The sequence below is a fragment of the Pseudomonas sp. TH43 genome (genome assembly GCF_016650635.1).
Lineage (GTDB): Bacteria > Pseudomonadota > Gammaproteobacteria > Pseudomonadales > Pseudomonadaceae > Aquipseudomonas.
The window spans coordinates 81105-101704 of the sequence record NZ_JAEKFI010000004.1 but is presented as its reverse complement, the minus strand read 5'-3'; the positions used below and the strand labels follow the sequence as shown (position 1 = coordinate 101704).

The 20600-nt window shown below is 57.2% G+C and carries 25 protein-coding genes; 8 read left to right on the top strand and 17 right to left on the bottom strand.

The window, feature by feature from the left end:
- The first annotated feature begins 43 nt into the window (after positions 1 to 43).
- Entirely contained in the window at positions 44 to 484 is a 441-nt protein-coding gene (locus JFT81_RS16750) for a hypothetical protein (protein WP_201228184.1), read from the top strand.
- Positions 485 to 738: 254 nt separating this feature from the next.
- Here the strand turns inward: JFT81_RS16750 and JFT81_RS16745 are convergent, their stop codons facing one another.
- Complete coding sequence (locus tag JFT81_RS16745) at positions 739 to 1044, bottom strand: PepSY domain-containing protein (protein WP_201228183.1); 306 nt, start codon at positions 1042 to 1044, stop codon at positions 739 to 741.
- A 168-nt stretch (positions 1045 to 1212) separates the two neighbouring features.
- On the opposite strand from JFT81_RS16745, the gene JFT81_RS16740 reads away from it, so the two are divergent.
- A complete protein-coding gene (locus tag JFT81_RS16740; protein WP_201228182.1) occupies positions 1213 to 2091 on the top strand; it encodes a sterol desaturase family protein in 879 nt (292 codons plus the stop codon).
- A gap of 1 nt (position 2092) precedes the next feature.
- On the opposite strand, the gene JFT81_RS16735 is transcribed toward JFT81_RS16740, so the two are convergent.
- Together JFT81_RS16735 and JFT81_RS16730 are read right to left on the bottom strand one after the other, a co-directional pair.
- Positions 2093 to 2776, bottom strand: a complete 684-nt coding sequence (locus JFT81_RS16735; protein WP_201228181.1) for a helix-turn-helix domain-containing protein — start codon at positions 2774 to 2776, stop codon at positions 2093 to 2095.
- Entirely contained in the window at positions 2777 to 3895 is a 1119-nt protein-coding gene (locus JFT81_RS16730) for a glycerophosphodiester phosphodiesterase (RefSeq protein ID WP_201228180.1), read from the bottom strand.
- A gap of 221 nt (positions 3896 to 4116) precedes the next feature.
- On the opposite strand from JFT81_RS16730, the gene JFT81_RS16725 reads away from it, so the two are divergent.
- Positions 4117 to 4443, top strand: a complete 327-nt coding sequence (locus tag JFT81_RS16725; protein ID WP_201228179.1) for a DUF2025 family protein — start codon at positions 4117 to 4119, stop codon at positions 4441 to 4443.
- Between the two features lie 133 nt (positions 4444 to 4576).
- Here JFT81_RS16725 and JFT81_RS16720 read toward each other — a convergent pair whose 3' ends face one another.
- Positions 4577 to 4891 carry an antibiotic biosynthesis monooxygenase gene (locus JFT81_RS16720; RefSeq protein ID WP_201228178.1) on the bottom strand — a complete coding sequence of 105 codons (315 nt, stop codon included), beginning with the start codon at positions 4889 to 4891 and terminating at the stop codon, positions 4577 to 4579.
- A complete protein-coding gene (locus tag JFT81_RS16715; protein WP_201228177.1) occupies positions 4891 to 5589 on the bottom strand; it encodes a CTP synthase in 699 nt (232 codons plus the stop codon). Before JFT81_RS16715 ends, JFT81_RS16720 begins: the two co-directional genes overlap by 1 nt.
- A 45-nt stretch (positions 5590 to 5634) precedes the next feature.
- On the opposite strand from JFT81_RS16715, the gene JFT81_RS16710 reads away from it, so the two are divergent.
- On the top strand, positions 5635 to 6576 hold the full coding sequence (locus tag JFT81_RS16710) for a LysR family transcriptional regulator (protein WP_201230573.1): 942 nt from the start codon (positions 5635 to 5637) through the stop codon (positions 6574 to 6576).
- Here the strand turns inward: JFT81_RS16710 and JFT81_RS16705 are convergent, their stop codons facing one another.
- The 4 genes from JFT81_RS16705 to JFT81_RS16690 all read right to left on the bottom strand — a co-directional run bounded on the left by JFT81_RS16705 (position 6577) and on the right by JFT81_RS16690 (position 10590).
- Complete coding sequence (locus JFT81_RS16705) at positions 6577 to 7110, bottom strand: DUF1003 domain-containing protein (protein ID WP_201228176.1); 534 nt, start codon at positions 7108 to 7110, stop codon at positions 6577 to 6579.
- A gap of 142 nt (positions 7111 to 7252) precedes the next feature.
- Positions 7253 to 8566 (bottom strand): PAS domain-containing methyl-accepting chemotaxis protein, encoded by a 1314-nt coding sequence (locus tag JFT81_RS16700; protein ID WP_201228175.1) that lies wholly within the window; start codon positions 8564 to 8566, stop codon positions 7253 to 7255.
- Between the two features lie 190 nt (positions 8567 to 8756).
- The gene (locus tag JFT81_RS16695) at positions 8757 to 9824 is read right to left on the bottom strand and encodes a diguanylate cyclase (RefSeq protein WP_201230572.1); all 1068 of its coding nucleotides are present in this window, start codon (positions 9822 to 9824) and stop codon (positions 8757 to 8759) included.
- Between the two features lie 157 nt (positions 9825 to 9981).
- Positions 9982 to 10590 carry a TetR/AcrR family transcriptional regulator gene (locus JFT81_RS16690; protein WP_201228174.1) on the bottom strand — a complete coding sequence of 203 codons (609 nt, stop codon included), beginning with the start codon at positions 10588 to 10590 and terminating at the stop codon, positions 9982 to 9984.
- Between the two features lie 216 nt (positions 10591 to 10806).
- Here JFT81_RS16690 and JFT81_RS16685 point away from each other — a divergent pair, with 216 nt between their 5' ends.
- Positions 10807 to 11850 carry an MBL fold metallo-hydrolase gene (locus JFT81_RS16685; protein WP_201228173.1) on the top strand — a complete coding sequence of 348 codons (1044 nt, stop codon included), beginning with the start codon at positions 10807 to 10809 and terminating at the stop codon, positions 11848 to 11850.
- A 12-nt stretch (positions 11851 to 11862) separates the two neighbouring features.
- Here JFT81_RS16685 and JFT81_RS16680 read toward each other — a convergent pair whose 3' ends face one another.
- The 4 genes from JFT81_RS16680 to JFT81_RS16670 all read right to left on the bottom strand — a co-directional run bounded on the left by JFT81_RS16680 (position 11863) and on the right by JFT81_RS16670 (position 13758).
- Complete coding sequence (locus JFT81_RS16680; RefSeq protein WP_047295878.1) at positions 11863 to 12183, bottom strand: helix-turn-helix transcriptional regulator; 321 nt, start codon at positions 12181 to 12183, stop codon at positions 11863 to 11865.
- A 48-nt stretch (positions 12184 to 12231) separates the two neighbouring features.
- The gene (locus JFT81_RS29465) at positions 12232 to 12480 is read right to left on the bottom strand and encodes a type II toxin-antitoxin system RelE/ParE family toxin (RefSeq protein WP_242485631.1); all 249 of its coding nucleotides are present in this window, start codon (positions 12478 to 12480) and stop codon (positions 12232 to 12234) included.
- Between the two features lie 99 nt (positions 12481 to 12579).
- On the bottom strand, positions 12580 to 12897 hold the full coding sequence (locus tag JFT81_RS16675) for an XRE family transcriptional regulator (RefSeq protein WP_201228172.1): 318 nt from the start codon (positions 12895 to 12897) through the stop codon (positions 12580 to 12582).
- A gap of 93 nt (positions 12898 to 12990) precedes the next feature.
- On the bottom strand, positions 12991 to 13758 hold the full coding sequence (locus JFT81_RS16670; RefSeq protein WP_201228171.1) for a helix-turn-helix transcriptional regulator: 768 nt from the start codon (positions 13756 to 13758) through the stop codon (positions 12991 to 12993).
- 112 nt (positions 13759 to 13870) lie between these two features.
- On the opposite strand from JFT81_RS16670, the gene JFT81_RS16665 reads away from it, so the two are divergent.
- The 3 genes from JFT81_RS16665 (at position 13871) to JFT81_RS16655 (ending at position 17240) form a co-directional block, all read left to right on the top strand.
- Positions 13871 to 14686 carry a sulfite exporter TauE/SafE family protein gene (locus tag JFT81_RS16665; protein ID WP_201228170.1) on the top strand — a complete coding sequence of 272 codons (816 nt, stop codon included), beginning with the start codon at positions 13871 to 13873 and terminating at the stop codon, positions 14684 to 14686.
- A 90-nt stretch (positions 14687 to 14776) separates the two neighbouring features.
- Positions 14777 to 15925, top strand: coding sequence for a hypothetical protein (locus JFT81_RS16660; protein ID WP_201228169.1), 1149 nt, complete (start codon positions 14777 to 14779; stop codon positions 15923 to 15925).
- A gap of 118 nt (positions 15926 to 16043) precedes the next feature.
- Positions 16044 to 17240 carry a hypothetical protein gene (locus JFT81_RS16655; RefSeq protein ID WP_201228168.1) on the top strand — a complete coding sequence of 399 codons (1197 nt, stop codon included), beginning with the start codon at positions 16044 to 16046 and terminating at the stop codon, positions 17238 to 17240.
- A gap of 3 nt (positions 17241 to 17243) precedes the next feature.
- Here the strand turns inward: JFT81_RS16655 and JFT81_RS16650 are convergent, their stop codons facing one another.
- The 4 genes from JFT81_RS16650 to JFT81_RS16635 all read right to left on the bottom strand — a co-directional run bounded on the left by JFT81_RS16650 (position 17244) and on the right by JFT81_RS16635 (position 20271).
- Complete coding sequence (locus JFT81_RS16650) at positions 17244 to 18230, bottom strand: hypothetical protein (protein ID WP_201228167.1); 987 nt, start codon at positions 18228 to 18230, stop codon at positions 17244 to 17246.
- 57 nt (positions 18231 to 18287) lie between these two features.
- Positions 18288 to 18626, bottom strand: coding sequence for a hypothetical protein (locus JFT81_RS16645; RefSeq protein ID WP_242485630.1), 339 nt, complete (start codon positions 18624 to 18626; stop codon positions 18288 to 18290).
- 281 nt (positions 18627 to 18907) lie between these two features.
- Positions 18908 to 19621, bottom strand: coding sequence for an HNH endonuclease signature motif containing protein (locus tag JFT81_RS16640; RefSeq protein WP_201228166.1), 714 nt, complete (start codon positions 19619 to 19621; stop codon positions 18908 to 18910).
- Positions 19622 to 19737: 116 nt separating this feature from the next.
- Positions 19738 to 20271, bottom strand: coding sequence for a Bro-N domain-containing protein (locus tag JFT81_RS16635; protein WP_201228165.1), 534 nt, complete (start codon positions 20269 to 20271; stop codon positions 19738 to 19740).
- Positions 20272 to 20600: the final 329 nt, after the last annotated feature.

Below are 20600 nucleotides of genomic sequence, written 5' to 3'. Positions count from 1 at the left end.
CCGACGATGACCGGTTATCTATAACCGGCATTGGAGCCTTCCCATGGTCAGCATCACATCCGTTTCGATCACTCAGCCCGTCGCTGCCTCGACCAGCAAAGCCGCAGTCAGCGACACCGCTGAAGAAAACTCCACCAGCGCAGTCGCTGGCACCGGCGCCGCCAGCGATGCACCGAAAGCGGCCGGCGGCGCAGCGCCGGCTGGCGACAGCAGTTCCAGCAGCAGCGACGAGTCGGACACGGTGAAAGAACTGCGCAAGCAGATTGCCGAGTTGCAAAAGCAATTGCAGGAACAACAGCAGGCGTTGCAAGCGGCCCAGGCGAAACAGGAAAGTTCTGACGCCAAGGCGACCGAAGTGGCTGCCGCGCAATCGCAGGTAACGGCCACTTCGGCCTCGCTGCAAACGGCGACGGCGGCGTTGCTGCAGGCGTTGCAGGATTCCGACAGCAGCACCTCCGGCTCGCTGGTCAGCACCTCGGCGTGATGCCGATTCCCCTCACCCCAGCCCTCTCCCGGAGGGCGAGGGGACTGACTGCGGTGGATATTCGAGCTACGCCGACCTGAAATTTCGAGCCGCACTCAGGCTTTGAAAACCCCCGATTTGCTCCCTTTCCCCCTCGCCCCCTGGGGGAGAGTGCTGGGGTGAGGGGGAGAAAATCTCACTGACACCAAATTTCAAAAGCCGAACGCAAAAAAGCCGCACGATTTCTCATCGTGCGGCTTCTCATATTCGCGCTATCAGGTGTCTTGCTTGTTGCTCAGCACCTTGCCGGTGGCGGCGTCGAAGTCGACGTCGAATTCTTTGCCATCAGCGGTTTTCAATTCAACTTCGTACTCGTAACCGTTGAAGTGGTTATCCAGATCCGTGTCAGTGATGGTCGCGCCCGGATGCAGTCTCAGAGCTTCGGCGTTCATTGATTCCAGCGACTTGATCTTGCCGGACTTGACCAGCTCAGGGATCTGGTCGACGCGTACGTCAGCTTGGGCCAGGCCAGCGGTGAGGGTCAGGGCAGCGGCGGTAAACAGGGCAGTCAAGGTTTTCATCGGTTCAATCCTTTTGGTGTTTATCTAAGCGGTGTGCTGTTTGAGTGAGTTCAGGTTAATCAGCGCAACTTAACTCACCCTTAAAAACATCCTGGTCGATTGCGTCGTTTGTTCAATTGCCCCACATCGCAACCTCTCATGCTGTGCCTTCGATCAAAGGAGGTGCAGATGAAACGTATGTTTGCCAGGTTGTACGCGCCGCTGTTCTGGGGCGGTTTCATAGGCGGCGGTGTGTGGCTGGCCAATCTTTCAACCGTGTGGCTGTTGCCGTTGTTTCTTGCGGCATTGGCCGTGTCATTCGCGGCTGAATGGGCATTGCCCTATGAGGTGTGCTGGAACCGTGCGGCGGGTGATCGTCAGCGCGACATCTTGCATGCGCTGATCAACGAAGCGTTGAGCGCATTGGGATTGCTCGCATTGCCGGGGTTGGTCGCTCTGTTGGCGATTGACGGTGTGCGGCCAACGGGCTGGCCGTTATGGCTGCAACTGGGGCTGGCGATGTTGATTGCCGATGCGGGCATCAGCCTGATGCATTACGCCAGTCATCGCGTGCCGTGGCTGTGGCGTTTGCATGCGGTGCATCACAGTGTTGAACGCCTGTACGGCTTCAACGGTTTGATGAAGCATCCGTTGCATCAATTACTGGAAGCATCGGCGGGGCTGCTGCCATTGCTGGTGCTGGGCATTCCATTGCAGGTCGCCTCGTTGTTGGCGTTCGCCATCGCCATCCAGTTACTGTTGCAGCATTCCAATGTCGACATGCGCCCCGGTTTCCTGCGCTGGATTTTCGCCTGGGCACCGCTGCATCGCTTCCATCACATGAAGTACGGGCGCGCCGGTGACGTCAATTTCGGTTTGTTCTTCACCGTGTGGGATTGGCTGCTGGGGACTGCGTTCTATACCGAGGATTACCGCATCGGCCAAGGCGATCTGGGGATTGGCAGCCGCCCGGATTTTCCCCGCGACTATGTGGCGCAATTGCTTGATCCGTTCGAGTCGGTGGCATTGAGCCGTGAGCCGAAAGTGCCTGATGCGCTGCGCCGCTGACTCAGTCGAGCAGTTTCAGGTCGATGTGTTGCAAGGCTTGGCGCGCGGTGACGCCGAAGAGTTTTTTCAGACTGCGTGAGAAGTGCGCCGAATCGGCGAATCCTGCGTTGTGCGCGGCGGATGTCACCGGGTCGCCCGCCAGAATAGAGGCCATCGCCATGCGCAGACGTCGCCACAACACCAGCCTGCGCACTGGCAAACCGACCTGGCTGACCAACAGTCGCTGCAACTGGCTCAAGGATAAATTCGCTGTATCGGCGACGGCGCGGGCGGCGACTTTATCGCTCAGCGAAGCCTCCACCGCGGCCAGCGCACGCTCGATGCGCGGATCACTGCGCGAGCGACGCGGGCATTGGCGTATCGCCAGATCAAGTGCAGGCAACGTCAGTTCGGTGTTAAACAGCGCATCACGCAACGTGTGCGCGGCAAACAGCAACGGTTCGGCATAAACGGTAAACAGCGGATCCGGCGCTTCAACGATTGCATGGCGCACGTTTGAGGCTATCAACAGCTGCGAGGCGCTGAGGGTTTCGCCATCGAGCAACACCGTCACCGGTCGCTCGGGGGCAAGAATGATTTGGTGAGCATAGTGAGAATGGGGCGCCGTGCGCCCCGACACGCCGTGGATCAGGCCATAGTCGTGCCCCAGCCAGAGGCGGCCTGTCCACTCGGTGTGGGTGGTCACTCAGTAACCGTTGTTCTTCAACAGCTGATCGACACTGGCGGCCGCCGGGCGTTTATAGAACTTCAACAGTTCGCTGGCGCGGTTGGTGAAGATGCCGTCGACGCCGGCCGCCATGACCTTCTCGAAGTCCACCGGCTCATCGACCGTGTAAACGTGTACCAGCAGGCCCTGATCGTGGGTGTACTTGTTCATCCACGGCTGTACCAGATCCGAATAGCTCTGATCGCCGCCATGGCTCAGCTTCGCCGAAGGTCCGGTACCGATGGCACCCTGCGCCTTGGCGTAGTCGATCCACTGCTTGAATTCGGCTTCGGACTTCGGCTCCTGCTTGCCGTAGAACGCATTTTTGTCCTTCTCGCCCGACTCGGCAAAAGTCACCTTGGATTTCGGCTCGATGCTGCCTTCGCCAACCCACAGCAAGAGGATTTTCGGCACTTGCGGCATTTCCTTTTGCAGCAGTTCGAGGCTGTTTTTCTCGAACGTCTGCAGGATCACTTTGCCTTTGCCTTGACCGACACCCAGCTCGCTTTTCGCCAGTTTCGAGCCGGCCGGGCTCAGCCAGCCGCGATCCTGCAGTTTTTCCTTGAGGTCTTTCTCGATGCCGGGGAACAGCTGCGGCTCTTTGGTCTCAATGTACAAGCCAGGCTTGTGCTGCGCATTGGCCTGGGCGATGTCGATGATTTCATCGAGGGTGAGGATTTTCAGCCCGGCGTAGGACGCGCGAGCGCGATCCGGATAGGCCTTGTTGTACCAACTGCCGGCGTCGAGGGTTTTCAGTTCGGCCATGGTGAAAGCGTTGGCCGGGCTGTCCTTGCGATCCGGGAACTTGCTCGCGACGTCGGTGGTGCGTTGCAGGTTGTTATCGTGCAGGGCGAACAGCACGCCGTCCTTGCTGCGTTGCAGGTCCATTTCCAGGTAGTCGGCGCCGAGGTCGCGGGCCAGTTTGTAGGACGCGGCGGTGGATTCCGGTGCGTCGAACGACGCGCCACGGTGGGCGATCACCGCCGGGTGCGGAATGCCGTGAGCGGCGGCCAGCGCGTCGACATCGGCGGCGTGAGCCTGACCGAGACCGAGCAACAGGCTCAGCATGAGGGCGCTTTTGGTGAAAGTGGCGGGCATGTTCGAGATCCTTTCGCAGGGCATTTTCAAAGACGTACCTTTTAACAACTGAATCGATTGCTTGCTATCGCCAGACCGACATAAACGTATTAAAAGCGATTTTTCCTGCACTTTTGTGGTGCCGTTTGCAGTACGCTTGCCCTCGGCAGACGTCCCGGCAGAGGGCGCGCCGCTCCGTTGCCCTGCGTGTAAACCATCGATCATTTTTCGTGAGGTTTACCATGCGCATCACCTCCCAACTCATCTGCCAGGCGGCCGACGACCTCAAGGGTTTTGTCGGCCTCAACCGCAAGACCGGTCAATACATCGTGCGTTTCAGCGAAGACTCGTTCGGCATGGACGTGGCCGACGACGGCATTATTCCCGCCAGTGAATTCGTCTGGGCACGGGTTTCGGATACGACGATGACGTTGAAACGCGAGCTGATTCAGTTGCTGCTGGACCAGCACATTGATGAGCGCATCAACATCACCGAGCCGTTGCGGGTTTACCTGCAAAAGGTTGAAGTGCCGGAGATTGTCGCGGTGCGGAGTCTGGTGCGGGGCTGAGGATTTTGCGGTGAAGCTTCTGGCCCCATCGCTGGCAAGCCAGCTCCCACAGGTACAGCGTGATCTTCAGAGCTACGCAATACCCTGTGGGAGCTGGCTTGCCAGCGATGAGGCCATTGATTACACAGCCTGCTCACTGCCCAAACCGATACTCCCGCTCAACCTTGCACACCCGCGTATGAAACGCCGAATACCAGATCTCGCGCCCGCGCGCTTGGATCAGCCGATGCTCAGGATGCTGCCGCCACGCCAGAATCGCTGCTTCGCTCTGCCAATACGACACGGTGATGCCAACGCCATCCTCCCCGCGAATCGAATCGACACCGAGAAACCCAGGCTGTTCGCGCACCAGTTCGCCCATGCGTTCCGCCGCTGCGGCATATCCGTTATCACCCTCGGTACGGGTCGAGGTGAAAATTACTGCGAAACACTCCGTGGTTGCTTTCATCAACGCGACTCCGCACAGGCTTCGATAAACGCCCGCACCAGCGGCGGCATCTGCCCCTTGAGGGCTGCGCGCTCCGGTTGGAACAGTGTGGCGACGAAAAACCGGTGATCCTTCAATTCGATTGCGCGCAAATCCCCGGCTGAATCGTGACCCACTTCGTGTAGCCGATTGTTGAAGAGATCACCTTCGAACTGCGGATTCACACCGTAGCGGCAGCGATAGCCTTCACGAATCTGCGACGTTTCGTACGCCTTGGCGATCAACGAGCCGGGCAGCAAATCAATGCTGTCCACCGCTTCGACCAGTGAACAGGTCAGCGGCGTCAACACGGCGCGATCTGAATCTGGCGATGTTTCGCCGTGTTCGGCATCGGCCCAACCCAGCACGTTGCGGGAATATTCCAGCACCGCATGTTGAAAGCCGCCGCAGGTGCCTAGGAAAGGGCGCTGTTGTTCGCGGGCAAAGCGGATGGCGCGCAGTGCACCGTCTTCGCTTTTGTAAGGGCTGGCCGGCACGCACCAGAAACCGTCGAAGCGTTGTAGCGGTGTGTCAGCGTGGATCTGCTCAGTGGCCAGCCATTCGAACTGCACCGTCTGGCCAAGGTGTTCGGTCACCAGGCCAAGGGCAATCGGGATGGCCTGGTGGGCAGTCACTTGCGGGTCGTAGTCGCCGATCAGGGCGATGGAAACAGCGTCCATGGGATTTCCTTTTCTTGAGTAAGACGAAGTGCTTTTGTGGCGCAGTTGTCGGTTGCCGGGGCTCACTATAGATTGGCGTTCACGCACTCAATATTGGCGTTTCCCCAATTGATCAATGCACCAGCGCACTATCAGCTCGACTTCCCGGACCTGGCCCTGATCCTCGCCCTCGTGCGCGGCGGGTCTCTGGCCCGCGCTGCGCAGCTATTGAAAGTAGACGTGTCGACGGTGTTTCGCGCGGTGCGTCGTCTTGAAGCCGCTCTCGGCCAGCAGTTGTTCGAAAAAAGCCGCGCCGGTTATTTGCCGACCACACTCGCACAAACCCTTGCCGAGCAGGCCGAACGCGCTGAACAGGCGCTCGACGCTGCGCGAATCGGTGTGGAGCAGGGCGGGGAAGTGGTCAGCGGCACAGTGCGCCTGACCTGTACCGATTCGGTGCTGCAAGGTTTGTTGCTGCCAGCGCTGGCGCAGTTCATGCCGAACTACCCGGCGCTGAACATCGAACTGAGCACCTCCAACGATTTCGCCAACCTCAGCCGTCGCGATGCCGACATCGCCCTGCGCTTGACGCGTACACCGCCGGAACATCTGGTCGGACGGCAATTGGCGAAGATTTCCTACCGGGTCTGCGCCAGTGCGCGCTATCTGCAAGGCGTCGACGCGGCGGATTTGTCAGCACTGACCTGGATCGCCCCGGACGACTTTCTACCTGATCACCCGACCATCGCCTGGCGCCGTCAGCAGTTGCCGGGTGTCACACCGAGTTATCGCTGCAACAGCATGCTGTCAGTCACCGAACTGGTGCGCGCCGGACTGGGGGTCGCGGCATTGCCGGATTTTCTCATCACCGACGATCTGCAAGCCCTGAGCGAGCCTTTGCAGGGTTACGACACCGCGCTGTGGCTGCTGACGCGCCCGGATTGCCGGGCATTGCGCTCGGTGGTTACGCTGTTCGATGAGCTCGGCCGGGCATTGCGTTTGCCGTGATCAGTCGCGCGGGTTCTTGTTCATGTGCTGATGCATTTCGCTGGTCAGGCTCTCGATGCGCTCGGTCAGGCTCTTGGTCATTTCGGTGAGGCGAGTGTTCTGCTCCAGCAACTCAAGCAGTTGCGCGGTGTTCTTTGCGGCCTGCGCCTGCCGCTCAGTGTTGGCCACGGCCAAGGCTTCACGGTGCTGCGCATCGGCATCCGATTGCGCCTTGTCCCGTGCAGCCTGGCGGGTTTGCGCCAGCAGAATCAGCGGCGCGGCGTAAGCCGATTGCAGGCTGAAGGCGAGGTTTAAAAGAATGAACGGGTAAACGTCGAACGTCGTCACGCCAAACACGTTGAGGCAAACCCACAGCAACACGATCAGGGTTTGCGCGCCAAGAAAGGTCGGCGTGCCGAAGAATCGCGCAAAAGCCTCGGCACGCAGCGCGAAGGTGTCGTTGCCGAAGGTTGTGTTGAGGTGGGCGTGGGGGCGATGGAAGCGCAGATGATCGACGGGAGTGGTTTCAGGTGTTGCGGGTTTTTCTGTGGTCATGATGCACTCGGCGGGGCTTGGGACGTTGCATGACTATAGCCCTGCGCCGGGGTTTATGGCCTTTTCGCGGGCAAGCCTTGCTGCCACAAAATCTGTAGGAGCAAGGCTTGCCCGCGAAGGCCGCGCCTCGATTCAAACGCGTCTACACGCGCTCATTGGCAAACATGCTCACCGCCTGCACCGCTTCACTGGCGCCGTCGCGAATCTGCAAAATCACCGTCCCGGCCTGATTCGCCAATTCCACGCCGTCGGCCGCTCGGTCTCGAGTGACGTCCATGCTCTTGATCGCCTGACGCGTTTCGCTCTGAATCAAACCGATCATGCTGGAAATCTCCGCAGTCGAACCGCTGGTGCGCGCCGCCAGTTGCCGCACTTCATCGGCGACCACGGCAAAACCGCGCCCTTGTTCACCGGCTCGTGCCGCTTCAATCGCCGCATTCAGTGCCAGCAGATTGGTCTGATCGGCAATCGCGCGGATGGTGTTGACGATGGCAGTGATCTGTTCGGAGCGTTCACCCAATTGCGCGATCAATGTTGAAGATTCGGCAATGTCCTGAGCAATTTCGCGCATTTCGCTGGCAGCTTGCTGAATCACCTCAGTACCTTGCTCGGCGACTTTTCGGGTCGCCACCGAAATGTGATAAGCCGCGCTGGCACTGCGCGCATCCTGCTCATGCTGCACGACACGGGCGGTGACGTCAGATGCGAATTTAACCACTTTGCACAAGCGGCCGGCGGCGTCGTACACCGGGTTGTAATTGGCCTCCAGCCACACTGTTTGCCCGTGTTTATCCACGCGTTCAAATTGCCCCTGGAAGAATTCACCCTGGTTCAAGCGCCGCCAGAAGTCCTCATAGGCGCTGCTGTTGACCACCGCCTGCGTGCAGAACAAACGGTGATGTTTACCTTTGAGTTCGGCGAGGGTGTAACCCATGCGTGTCAGAAAATTCTGATTGGCTGTGAGAATACTGCCGTCAAGGTTGAACTCGATCACCGCCATCGCGCGGTCGATAGCCTGCAACTTGGCGTTTGCCTCACTTTCCTGCTGCACCTTGGCGGTTACGTCCATGGCGTACTTGACCACTTTCACCACACGTCCCGCGTCATCCTTGATCGGGTTGTAACTGGCTTCCAGCCAGATCGGCTGACCCTTGCTGTTGACCCGTTCAAACGTGCCGGACTGGAACTGACCGTTTTTCAGACGTGACCACAACTCGCGGTACTGAGCGCTGCGACCAAATTCCGGCGTGCAGAAGTGCCGGTGCGGCTGACCGATCACCTGTTCGGGCGCATAACCCATGGTCTTGAAGAAGTTGTCGTTGGCGCGCAACACCACGCCTTCAAGGTCGAATTCAATCACCGCCATCGAGCGATTGATCGCGTCGAGCAGGCCGGATTGTTCAGTGAGTTTGTGTTGCAGATCGTCGAGAGCCGACTTGTGGCGGTTGAAAAACATGCTCGCAGTACTCTGGAAGTAGGGAAGGTCAAGGATTCAGTCCTTATTCCCGCGCTGGCAGGCCGAATACACGGACGGCATTCGGCGGTGACTGCTCAATGCCAGCGTTCCTTGACTGACAGCCGGATACTTATACAAAACTTCATAAAGTTGTACAAGAAGGCGGTCTGTCGCAGTTTTGTATAAGTTTTCAGGCGCTAGTGTTGTCGGTCTCGGGTCGGCCAAGGGCTACGCTGACGGTGTTGCGACCCGTGTGTTTGGCGGTGTAGAGCGCTTTGTCGGCATCGTCCAGCCAGTCGAGCGCATCCTTGTACGCATTTTGATACCGCGCCAAACCGATACTCAGGCTCACTCGCAACTCGGGCACCTGCGGATGGCGATATTGTTGCAAGGTCTCACGCAGTTGCTCCATCAGCATTTCGGCCTTGCTCAGTGGCAGGGTCGGCAGGATCACGCAGAACTCATCGCCACCGTAGCGCCCGGCCAGCTCGTATTCATCCAGCAGGCTTTTGAGTTCTTTGCTCAACTGTTGCAGTGCGGCATCGCCGACGATATGTCCGTAGCTGTCGTTGATCACCTTGAAATGATCGATGTCGATCAATGCCAGTGTGGCTTGGCTGTTGTGCTGGCGGCACTGCTGAAATTTCAGGTGCAGCAGGTCTTTCCATGCACCGTGGTTGAGCAGGCCGGTCAGGCTGTCGGTCCGGCTGAGCGTGCTGAGCGCGCGTTTGTGTTGGGCGAGTTTGATCGCCAAGCGATAACAGACCATGCCCAACGCCAGCGGATACAACGTCAGCATGGGCAGGCAGGCCCAGACTTGCGCTTGCGTGGTGATCAGAGTGAATTTGAAACCGAAGATCGCCCAGCCCAACAGCACCCCGGCGAGCTGGGCGAGGGCGCCCAACACGAACAAACGATGGCCACCGGCGGCGACGTTGTTCATGGTCATCATCGACAGGATGGTCACGGTGGTCAGCGGATTGAACTGGGAGCACGCGGCCCAGAAGCCACCGCACAGCGAGTCATACAACAGATTGCGGCGCTCGGCCTGATAAGGGAACGCTGCGCGAGTGGAGATCTGATAAGCCAGATGCGGCCAGGCGAAACCGTTGAACAGCAGCAATGCCCAGATCCAGCTCGGCATGGTCAGTGGGTACAGCGCCGCGCCGACGCTGAAAAAGCCGATGCCCAGACCAATGACCCGTGGCAGGTAAATGCGTCTGGCGAATGACAAGCCTTTGCCGCGTTGGTTTTCCATGATGCCCTGCGCGAAATTCATCCTGAAACACTTTGCAGTATTTTTCTCAGGCTGACCGTTCGTCGGTCAATTGTCGGACATTGTCATTTATTCCAACGGGAATAATCAGTGTCCTTCCGAGCCATTTAATCGCGGGTTCGCGCAGGAGAGCGGCGATTTAGAGCTGGTAGCAGTTCAGGAACATGTCCAACGCCGACTCCACGACGGTGCTTTGCGTCTGGGCATCGAGCGGCGGTTGGCCCATGGAGATCTGCGGCCAGAACGCGAAGGACTTCAGTAACCCCTGCACTTGCTGGGCGGCGAACTCGGGATCCACGGGTTTGAGTCGGCCGTCTGCCTGCGCGGCTCTGATCCACACGGTCAAACCTTCCTCGCGTTCGCCCATGCGCGCCACCATGTTCTGCGCGCGCTCCGGGGAATGGATAGTTGCGGCAATTGCCACGCGTGCCAGGCCCATGAAGTTGTCGTCGGCCATCATCTGCAACTTGGCGAGCAACATCTGCTGCAACTGCTCGCGCAGTGGCTGGTCTGGGCAATAGACCGCGGTCATCTCTGCGCTGATCCGCGCCCACAATTGATTGAGGATTTCGGCGAACAACTCCTCCTTGCTCGGGAAGTGGTTGTACACCGTGCGCTTCGACACGCCGGCAGTGGCTGCGATCTTGTCCATGCTGGTGATTTCGAAACCGTTGGCACGGAATTCGGCAATCGCCGCTTGAATGATCGCTTCGCGTTTTCGCTCGGTGAGTCGCTGTGGAGCTGTCATAAGTACGCTTCGGCAGAGAAAAGTGGAAATTACACTTGGCAGTTTACTTGTCATCTACTTTGATGCAACCTAGAAACTACACCGAGCAGTGTAATGTTGCGTTAATCCTCGCAACTTAAAAAAACAGAACGTTCGGCCACTGCGTGCAGCCATGGCCATTCATCGTCCCAGCGTGGAAAGCCGTGAATTGCGCGGTTTTTCTGGAGTCACTCAGACATGGCCAACTCAAATTCCGCTTCCACACCTGAAGCCTCGCGGCAGGATCAAGGACTGTTCCGTAACCATGCGCCGGTGCAGCGCGAAGGTCTGCGCAAAATGCTGCGCATCATGTGGAACATGATCTTCCATAAACCGCGCGATACCCGTCCAGCCGCAGCGATTCCGGTACAGGCCTTGACCCATGAGGACTTGCTGGCAGCGCCGAACCACAGCATCTATCGTCTCGGTCACTCGACCCTGCTGCTGAAAATGCGCGACAAGTTCTTCATCACCGACCCGGTCTTCGCCGAGCGCGCCTCTCCGGTGCAGTGGGCTGGGCCGAAACGCTTTCACCAGCCGCCGATCAGCATCGACCAACTACCGCCGATCGAAGCGGTGATCCTGTCGCACAACCACTACGATCACCTCGACTATCAGGCTGTGTTGCAGTTGGCCGCCAAAACCAACTACTTCCTGACCCCGCTGGGGGTTGGCGATACGCTGATCAAATGGGGCATCGACGCCAGCAAAGTGCGCCAGTACGACTGGTGGCAGGGCACCGAAATCGCCGGCATACGCTTTGTCGCCACACCGTCGCAGCACTTCTCCGGCCGCGGCCTGTTCGACGGCAACAGCACGTTGTGGGCGTCGTGGGTGATGGTCGACGGCGATACGCGAATCTTCTTCAGCGGTGACAGCGGTTACTTCGACGGCTTCAAACGCATCGGCGAACAGTACGGACCTTTCGACCTGACCCTGATGGAAACCGGCGCCTACAACGTCGAATGGCCGCACGTGCACATGCAGCCCGAAGAAACCCTGCAAGCGCACATCGACCTTAAAGGAAGGTGGTTGTTTCCGATCCACAACGGCACGTTCGACCTGGCGATGCATGCCTGGCATGAACCGTTTGACCGGATTCTGGCGCTGGCTTGGGAACGCAGCGTTTCCATCACCACGCCGCAGATGGGGGAAGCGTTCAACATCGCTCAACCACAACGCGGGGATGCCTGGTGGCTGGCGGTTGAAGGGGAGAGTGGGGCGGTGGTGCAGAACGCCTGACGAGTGTTCGTGTTAGGCGAATACAACCTCAATACGCCCCTCTTTCCTTGATCGGGGGGCTGACTTCACGACGATCTGCACGTCTCGCCCAAGATGTGAAAGACATTCCATCATTTTGGCCTCACTGATGCCTCGAAATTTTCCTCGCAGCATTTCGGAAAGTTTCGGCTGAGATAGCCCTAGAATTTCAGAGGCCTGAATCTGAGTGAGATGGCGTGCCTTGATGATCTCGCCGATCTTTGCCGCGAGTTGCGACTTGACCTGCATTTCACTGGCATTGGGCAATTCGAGGTCTTGGTAGACGTTGCCGCTGCCTTCTTCAATTTCTATCATTTTCTGATCCTTTCGCGTGATCCTGAGCGGCTCGACGTCTGCCTCGGATCAGATCGCTGTCGGATTGAGCGGTTTTAATTCCGCTTGTCGACCTCTTCTAAAAACAGTGCAAAACTTAAATCGCACTGCCGAAACGAACCGTGTAAATGGCGCGTAAATGTTGGTGTCGAAGTCTCCAATCAACTCCAGTACACCCGCGTCTCCGAACCCTTTCAAGGGTTTTGCATCTGGGTGCTTCAGGCCACTTTGGGCCAAGTCCAGTGCATAACCAAAAACATCCTGTACGTCTGTGGGCATCTGCTTGAGATCTTTCTTGCTACTGCAAACCCACAAGAGCGGCTTCCTTGCACTCATGCGAAAATATACCTATTTGGGAATAAAGATCAACTTGTCCTTTCAATCAGCCATCGCATAATCCCCACGCCCCGCTGTTTCCGCAGCCATCGCGTTCAGACTCGCACTTCGCCCCGGCGCAAACCCGGGAAAGAACACCAACCCCTGCGATTCAAACCGATACGCCAGCGCCAGACGCGCCGCGTCCGCCACCTCTTGCTGCGCTTCAAACCGTTGAATGTCTTCCGCCGAAACCTCGGCCTCCCGCGACAGCTGATCCACGCTCCAGCCCAGCATTGCTCGGGCCTGGAGGCAGTGCGTCGGGGTGAACTGGAAAAGGGCAATGCGTTCGAGGATGTGATTCATCGCAAGAGAGGCCATGGTGTGCTCCGGGCTCAAGAGTGCTGATGGAAAATGTACTGTGTTTTTGTACAGTTGTTTTCGACCGGGATCAAACGCATTTTTTGATTTGCCCTAATTTGGCGGCTCCAACCAGACGGACGGTGCCTGCCCCAACACCCGCCGAAACATCGTCGAGAACGCCGCTGGGCTCTCATAACCGAAGTCCAGTGCAATCCGCGTCACGGCTTCGCCCGCTGCCAGCCGTGCCAGCGCGAGTACCACGCAGGCGCGCTGGCGCCACTGGCTGAAATTCAGCCCGGTCTGTTGGCGGAAGAGTCGATTGAAGGTGCGCAAGCTTACGTGCAACTGATCCGCCCACTCTTGCGGTGTTTGATGCGCATTGGGTTGATGCAGAAAACTCTGACAGAGCGCGAGCAGTTTTCCGTCAGCCGGCAGTGGAATGTGCAAAGGCAGGGGCGCACTGCGCGCCAGTTCATGCAGGAGCAAATCGATCAACACACCATCGCGGCCCGCCTCGTCGTAAGCCAACGGCAACTCCACCGCCTCCAGCAACAAATGCCGCAGCAGTGGCGACACATTGATCACCTGGCAACGTTCGCCCAACTCCACCGCACCCGGTTCGATGTACACGCTGCGCGTGCTCACCCCGAGCATCAACACCTCATGCGCGACGCCCGGCGGAATCCACACCGCCCGCTGCGGCGGCACCACCCAGTTGCCGTCATGGGTGCTGACCTGCATCACCCCGGTCGCGCCGTAGAGCAATTGCGCCCGTCGATGTGTATGACGCGGTAGCAGATGACCGTAGGAATAATCCGTACCGATCGCCACCACTGCGCGCGGCGTGTCATCCAGCAGATTGATCGAAACATTGCGCATCGAGCGATTTCCAACGGTTGGCGTAAACGCAAACATTATTGGCTGACTTGCTGAAGCAGGCCAAGCCATGCCGCTCTATCTTCGTGAGCCTCCCCGTTAAGGACGCCGCGAAATGTTCTACCTCTTGCTCACATGCTTCGGTTGCCTGACCGGCATCACCGCTGTGCTGTTCGGCTTCGGCGGCGGCTTCGTCGTCGTGCCGCTGCTCTATCGCCTGCTCACCGCCAGCCACGGCGCCGACGACCCGGTCGGCCAATCGGCGATGCACATTGCCGTCGCCACCTCGACCTGCGTAATGATCGTCAACGCGCTGATCGCTACCGACAAACATCGCCGCGCCGGCAATCTCCTCCGCGTTTACCTGTGGCCGTTGGGTGGGTTTATTGCAGTGGGCTCAGTGGTCGGCGCGATAGCGGCGGTGTGGGTCAGTGGCGAGGTGATTCGCTACGCGTTCATCGTCTACCTCGGCGTGACCATTGTCGACTGCGTGCTCAGACGCGGGTTTCTCACCCAGGTCGAAGGCGTAATCCCTCGGCGACTGGGCGCCGTGGAAACGTCTGGCGGCGGTGTAGGCATTGGCGCCATCGCGACGTTTCTCGGCGTAGGAGGAAGCGTCATGACCGTGCCGCTGTTGCGCCGTTGTGGCTTGAGCATGTCGCAAGCGACGTCCATGGCCAATCCGCTGAGCGTGCCAGTGGCGTTGGCTGGAACGCTGACGTACATGGCGCTTGCCGGGTTCAGTCAGGCCGAGTTGGGCGCGTGGTTTGTCGGGTACGTGGATTTGCTGGCATTTGCGCTGCTGACGGTGGGATCGTTGCTGGGGATTCGACTGGCCACGCCGTGGATTGGGCGGATTCCGGATCAAGTGCATGCGCGTGTGTACATCGGGTTGTTGCTGATGGTGATGATCAGCATGTGCTTGAGCTGAAAGCGAAGGCGCTCGATTCCCCCGCGCAACGTCGACATAATCCGCAACGCTTCCACCGGGCACACGCCCAGTCAACTCAAGGATGAAATGATGTATCGCGGATTGTTACGAATCTCCGCCATTTTGCTGCTCGTCGGTTTGGTGCTCCCGAGCCGGGCAGGGGCCGACGACAGCAAGCAGGTGTACACCGGCACCCTGGGCAAAGCCGCGATCGTTATGGAAATCGACACCCGTTACAACCAGGGCCGTTACTTCTACAAAAAGTACCGCACCGACCTCGCACTGGACATCAGCAGAGAGGGCGACGCATTAGTGATGGTCGAAGGCGCTGTGATGGAAGGCGATTCGCGCCCGACGCTGCGCTTGCAGCCAAAACTCAACGGCTGGAGCGGCGAGTGGAGCAACCCGGCCGGGAAAGTCCTGAAAGTCGAGTTGCAGCCCGCTACGCTTCCCGATGTTCCCGCCGGTGCCTTGCCCTATCTCGCCAACCTGCATGACAAATTCCCCTACGAGTACCTGCGGCTGCAAGGTCTGCAACTTACAAAGGGTAAAACCGAAACCTTCATGGGCTACACGCTGCAAGGGTGGCGCGAGGCGGAGTCGGGAGTCTCGCTGTTCGAGGTCGTGTCAGGTTATTCACCGCAAGCGCGGGAGCGCATCAATCAACAGTTGATGGCGCGTTTGTGGGGATATGTGGCGGGATACTACGGCTGCCCAGGTGGTTTTTCGCAATCCAGCCAACCGCTGTGGATAACACCGACAGTGATGAGCGTGCGCCTAACTAACGAGTTTTACTGTCAGGGCGCCGCGCACCCGAATGAAGATGTTGAATCGCTCAACTTTGATAGCCAGACAGGTAAGTTGCTGACCCTTGAGGAGGTGTTGTGGGTGGGGCAGGGCAAGCCCTTTCACTTTCTGGCAGGCTACGAAGACGCATCGGCCAAGGCCTCGGAGAACTACTACAACTATCGCTCCACAGAATTCGCCCCATGGCTCCTCAAGCAGTTGTTGGAGCTCCATCCCAAACAAATGACCGTCATCGCCGAAGGCGAAGACGACTGCGGATACGACGAGCAGCAACCCTGGCAATTCCCATCGTGGTACTTCGGCGCAAAAGGCATCACCTTCCTGCCGTCGTACTCACATGCCGCCGCGGTGTGCGGCGTCGTCGAGTGGGGCGTGCTGCCCTATGACATAGTCAAACAGCACCCCGGCGGCGTCCCGTTGCAATTGCCCTGAGTCGAAGTGCAAACAGAACCTCGATTCCTGACCACAACCCCGCCATAATCCGCACCGAATTTACCTGCGCTGACCCTACAATGCCGGCGCGGCCTCCGCCTCTTTCAAGGAACGATCAATGCTCAAGGGACTGATGCGCCTGGCGCCGTGTGCCGCTGTGCTGTTCTCAATGCTGTCCACCGCGCACGCCGAAGATAACCGACTGGTATTCACCGGCACGTTGGGCAAAATGCCGATCGTGTTCGAAGTCGATACCAGTGACCCGGAGCAAGTCACCGGTCGCTACTTCTATGAGAAATTTCACCGCGATCTAGAGCTTAACGGCACCTATAAAAATGACGTCTTGCTGCTCACAGAGGGCAGCGATCGTATGGAACCGGGCAAACCGTTACCGACGCTGAAACTGCAACAGATAGATGGCGGTTGGAAGGGCGAATGGCAAAACCCAAAAGGCAAAAAGCTGCCCGTACTGGTCACCGATACGCCGCTTCCCGAAGTGCCGGCGAATGCACTGCCTTACATCGCCAAGTTGCCCAAGACCGAGCCTTACGAATATCTGCGGCTTCAGGGCCTGAAACTCAAAACCGGTAAAAAGCAGGACTTCATGGGCTACACCCTGCAATGGTGGGAAGAGCCTGACACCAAGATGACCATGTTCAGCATCGAGTCCGGGTTGCCAAAAGAAGATCTGCAACGGGTTAACCAGCAGTTACTCGGGCGCCTGTGGGACGAGGCCATCAGTTACTACGGTTGCCAGTTGCGCGGCCGCGGTTACGCCGAATTCCTCCAGGACGTCGCCCCGACGTTTATCTCGCCCAGTGTGATCAGCCTGAACATCTCCACCAGCTATGACTGCGGCGGCGCACACCCGGACTTCGGCGATTCGCCGCTGAACATCGATGTGAAAACCGGCCACCCGTTGTCGCTCGAAGATGTGCTTTGGGTGGGCGAGGGCCAACCAATCCTTCACGCCGACCGTTACCGAGGCGGTGACCAGCCGTTGACCGAGGCCGAAGATGCCGCTCGCTCCAAGTATCAACGCGAAGTATTTATGCCGTGGCTGATCAAACAACTCACCGCGCTGTACCCGGATGAAATGAAGAAACCAGCGGAGGGAGATGAAGACAGTTGCGACTTCACCAATGAAGACAACTGGAGCTATTCCAACTGGCACTTCACTGAAAAAGGTTTGTACATCGGAGCGTACTTCGCGCGCGTAGAGCGAGCCTGCGATTCACCCGACTGGTCGATCCTGCCGTACTCGCTGATCAAACAACACCCCGGCGCCGTCACACTGCAACTGCCCCAGGGCTAACCGTCACTCCAGATCCGGCGCTTCACGAATAATGAAGTGATCCAGGTTCTCGATATTGGCATTGAAGACCTCGAAAGGCTTTTCGGGGTTCTTCTTGCCAGGCACCTGCTTCAACTCCGGCGTCACCCCATAGAAGAAACAAAACAACGCCTTGTCGCTATCCACCGCGTGCTTGATCTCTTCCAGAAACGCCTTGCGCTTGCGATAGTTGTCGATCAGCTTCTTGTTCAGATAAACGCTGACCGGATACGGCTTCTTCTTGCTGTCCTCGGGCTTCTTGAACCAGACCTTGTCCTCGAAATCGATACGAAAACTGGCACTGTGGAAGTCCTCGATCTTCTTGATCCGCCCCCAGTAAATCAGCCCCTTGTTGTCCGTCAGATACTCGATCTTCTTGAAGAACGAACTGTACGGCGCCGAATGCTCGCCGACCTTCAACGGCATCCGCTTGAGCAACTCCTTGTCCGCGAAGTTGGAAACAAAACACTCCACCGGATGCGCAAACACACTGGTTTTGTCCGGCGCCGACTCACGACTCGCCGACTCCTTACCACTGTCCGCCGCCACCCGCACCGGATCATCGCGCAACACATCCGCCGCCCCCGCTGGCGCGACAGGCTTGCGCACATACTCACGCCGGGTGAGCAGCAACTCCGATGGGAAGTGTTCCTCTTTCCCGTCATCAACCTCGCCATCTGCCGTCTCAACGCCAGACGCTGAAGCCTTCAAACTCACATACGGACAGCCCGCCACATGCTGCGTAGTGGGCAAATTCTTGAAGTGCGGCGTGCGCACGTAATTCACGTTCTTGGCGTTGAACGTACCCAACTCATTAGAAGCCTCGAACGCCGAACGACAGGCATCGTTGGGGCACTGGAAGTGTTCCTTCACAGAGTCGAAGGCCACCGTCTCATCGAAATTGAGATCGCGAACATCATAGATCGACAACTTGTCGTCGAGGCTGAGGCAGTAGGCGAGATCGAATTTCATGGTAGGGCTCGGATCCTTGAGTGGGGGAGGGGTATTAATAGCGGGAGGTGGCGCGGGTTACCAGTAATGGATCTCGCCACCCAGCATCAACAGAACAGCCATAAAGCCGAGATTGCCAAAAAGGAAAGGCAGAATGGTAATGACGATTTGAATCACAACCGCGATTTTAAAGCCGACGGACAGGCCATAACGTTTCCAATAAATGACATGCAGCACCATCGTCAAAGCGTTGGCCACCCAGACTGCACCGATGGCCATGATTTCGTTCTTTTGAGCGATGCGCAGGGTCATCATGAGCAGGCCGAAAAATACGATGAGGAATGAGACGACCAAGAGTCGGTATTGACCCGGAGTGGTCGAGTCCGTGGATGGTTGCTGCATATGATGTTCGTCCATGTGTGTGGTCGAGATTGCTCTCGATTCACAGTAAGGCTGTCTATAAAGTTTCGGGATTATGGTAAGTCTGAGAGGTGTTGCTGGAACTATTTGCGATTTCCCGCATTAACTCAATCTCTGGGGCAAACCGATTCTTGTGGCGAGGGGATTTATCCCCGATGGGCCGCGGAGCGGCCCCAAAACGGTATGAGCGATGATACAGATAAATCATCGTTCGCTTGCAGACTGATCCGTAGCCGATTCGGGATGAATCCCCTCGCCACAGTCGCTATGCATATAGATTATTGCCGCTTCAACCGCTTAACCTTTTTATAAAGCAAGTCTGTGAATTCCTCTCGGTCGCTTGAATGATGGCAGCGTCGATGACAATTTGGACAGAGCGCAATGGTGTTGTTTTTGCGATCCTTGCCGTGTTGTGCCAAGTGCTTAACGTGGTGAACCTCGAGATATGGCTTTCCATCCATTTCGAAAGGGCCTGGCTGATCACAGGCCTCACAAATCCCGTTAGCGTTATCTAGGATCCAGCCCTTGACCTTAGAGTTTCGAACGAAATATCGGGTAATCGTTACCCCTTGTTGAGGTATCTCATCATCTTCTGGTTCGCCTGCAAAATCCTGTACTCTGGCGTGCTTTAGATATCGATTCTGAATTTCTCCCTCGGCGGAGGGGAGGTCATGACTCGGAGTCAAAAGACCTTTGGATTCTAAAATTTTGGTCAGCCGGGCAGCGATTCCTGAGCCAATGTTTACTTTTGGCTTGTAGTGACCAATCGTCTTCAGTCCTAACTCGTCAAACAGTGCTGAAAGGTTCTGAAGGCGATAGTCGATCGACTTGCTGTTGCGATTGGCAAGCACACCGCTCTGGAGAAGCTTGTGCTCCGCAGACTTATTGAATTTTTCGTCGTTTGGATATCTCGCTTGAATCGAGAGGTAGGCATCGATAGAGGCCTCCAATTCGTCATTGGTCCAGCCTTTGTGTTCCTTTTTCGTATCCATACTATCGCCGAGGGTTGAAAACCCTCGGACGATACTGAGTGGCCATCACATCTGTCTACGAAAAATCCTACAAAAAAAAGCGACGGATCTCGCGTGCGATCCTACAAGAGCATCGCTCAACCCATCGAATGCTTCGACGCCTGAGACGTCTGAGCGACCCTCCGCCACCAAGGCTTCGTCGCCATCGCTTTTCGTGGTGCCTGATCGCTCAACAAATAAGGCATATCCCGCAGCCGAATCCAACCTTCGCTCTGCCAATGCAGCAGACTCAACGACATCTCCGGCCAATCCAACAAACTCAACATCGGCCGATCTGAATGCCCCGAGTGTTCTGCATCGCGTAAGGCCGGCACTACCTGATGAGTCAGCCACTCACGCAGCAACCGATTGCCCGGAACGTAGTGATAAACCAGAAGCGCATAGACGCCGGATTCACTTAGCATCAATTGCTTTTCGGGTTGCCGGAAATACTCAATCGACAGAACGCGACGTTGATCCTTGTCTAGCTTGTTGAACATGCGTTCGCTGAGGTGCACACCCATCAAACGACCGATGTCGCGGGCGCAAAACCATGGCTGGTTTTCAACCAGAAGGCCGTGCAGATAAAGGCCGTGGCGTTTAAAAGTCGTGGGAATGATTGATTCAGACAAGGTCGGCCTCCAAGGTAGTGGGAGGCAGCAGCCATTTTTTTGTAAATATAACCTTACCTCTACGTTTAAGTTAAAAGAGCCGTAACCCGACGTAGAGGGATTAAGAATATCCCAACAAGCGTTATTTTTTACGCATTAAACATATATATTCTTGATAGAATATAGGTCGTAATGTGTAAATAAGTCAGCTTCTACGTTGGGTGTTTCTTAGGCACCTATGTATACCTTAGGTTCGATAGGTTTTCGCGTCAATAAGGTGGTGTGTGTGTGTTTGTGTGTGTGGGGATTATCTGTAAATCTAGGCGATGTATTGATGTCGCCTAGATTGT

Bases quoted from the DNA above. Each gene is read 5' to 3' on its own strand.
- JFT81_RS16720 (WP_201228178.1), bottom strand. From the start codon at position 4,891: ATGAAAGCAACCACGGAGTGTTTCGCAGTAATTTTCACCTCGACCCGT.
- JFT81_RS16660 (WP_201228169.1), top strand. From the start codon at position 14,777: ATGTATCGCGGATTGTTACGAATCTCCGCCATTTTGCTGCTCGTCGGT.
- JFT81_RS29465 (WP_242485631.1), bottom strand. From the start codon at position 12,480: ATGCCCACAGACGTACAGGATGTTTTTGGTTATGCACTGGACTTGGCC.
- JFT81_RS16750 (WP_201228184.1), top strand. From the start codon at position 44: ATGGTCAGCATCACATCCGTTTCGATCACTCAGCCCGTCGCTGCCTCG.
- JFT81_RS16695 (WP_201230572.1), bottom strand. From the start codon at position 9,824: ATGGAAAACCAACGCGGCAAAGGCTTGTCATTCGCCAGACGCATTTAC.
- JFT81_RS16645 (WP_242485630.1), bottom strand. From the start codon at position 18,626: ATGGACGAACATCATATGCAGCAACCATCCACGGACTCGACCACTCCG.
- JFT81_RS16705 (WP_201228176.1), bottom strand. From the start codon at position 7,110: ATGACCACAGAAAAACCCGCAACACCTGAAACCACTCCCGTCGATCAT.
- JFT81_RS16640 (WP_201228166.1), bottom strand. From the start codon at position 19,621: ATGGATACGAAAAAGGAACACAAAGGCTGGACCAATGACGAATTGGAG.
- JFT81_RS16725 (WP_201228179.1), top strand. From the start codon at position 4,117: ATGCGCATCACCTCCCAACTCATCTGCCAGGCGGCCGACGACCTCAAG.
- JFT81_RS16745 (WP_201228183.1), bottom strand. From the start codon at position 1,044: ATGAAAACCTTGACTGCCCTGTTTACCGCCGCTGCCCTGACCCTCACC.
- JFT81_RS16675 (WP_201228172.1), bottom strand. From the start codon at position 12,897: ATGGCCTCTCTTGCGATGAATCACATCCTCGAACGCATTGCCCTTTTC.
- JFT81_RS16650 (WP_201228167.1), bottom strand. From the start codon at position 18,230: ATGAAATTCGATCTCGCCTACTGCCTCAGCCTCGACGACAAGTTGTCG.
- JFT81_RS16700 (WP_201228175.1), bottom strand. From the start codon at position 8,566: ATGTTTTTCAACCGCCACAAGTCGGCTCTCGACGATCTGCAACACAAA.
- JFT81_RS16740 (WP_201228182.1), top strand. From the start codon at position 1,213: ATGAAACGTATGTTTGCCAGGTTGTACGCGCCGCTGTTCTGGGGCGGT.
- JFT81_RS16680 (WP_047295878.1), bottom strand. From the start codon at position 12,183: ATGATAGAAATTGAAGAAGGCAGCGGCAACGTCTACCAAGACCTCGAA.
- JFT81_RS16655 (WP_201228168.1), top strand. From the start codon at position 16,044: ATGCTCAAGGGACTGATGCGCCTGGCGCCGTGTGCCGCTGTGCTGTTC.
- JFT81_RS16665 (WP_201228170.1), top strand. From the start codon at position 13,871: ATGTTCTACCTCTTGCTCACATGCTTCGGTTGCCTGACCGGCATCACC.
- JFT81_RS16670 (WP_201228171.1), bottom strand. From the start codon at position 13,758: ATGCGCAATGTTTCGATCAATCTGCTGGATGACACGCCGCGCGCAGTG.
- JFT81_RS16685 (WP_201228173.1), top strand. From the start codon at position 10,807: ATGGCCAACTCAAATTCCGCTTCCACACCTGAAGCCTCGCGGCAGGAT.
- JFT81_RS16730 (WP_201228180.1), bottom strand. From the start codon at position 3,895: ATGCCCGCCACTTTCACCAAAAGCGCCCTCATGCTGAGCCTGTTGCTC.
- JFT81_RS16690 (WP_201228174.1), bottom strand. From the start codon at position 10,590: ATGACAGCTCCACAGCGACTCACCGAGCGAAAACGCGAAGCGATCATT.
- JFT81_RS16715 (WP_201228177.1), bottom strand. From the start codon at position 5,589: ATGGACGCTGTTTCCATCGCCCTGATCGGCGACTACGACCCGCAAGTG.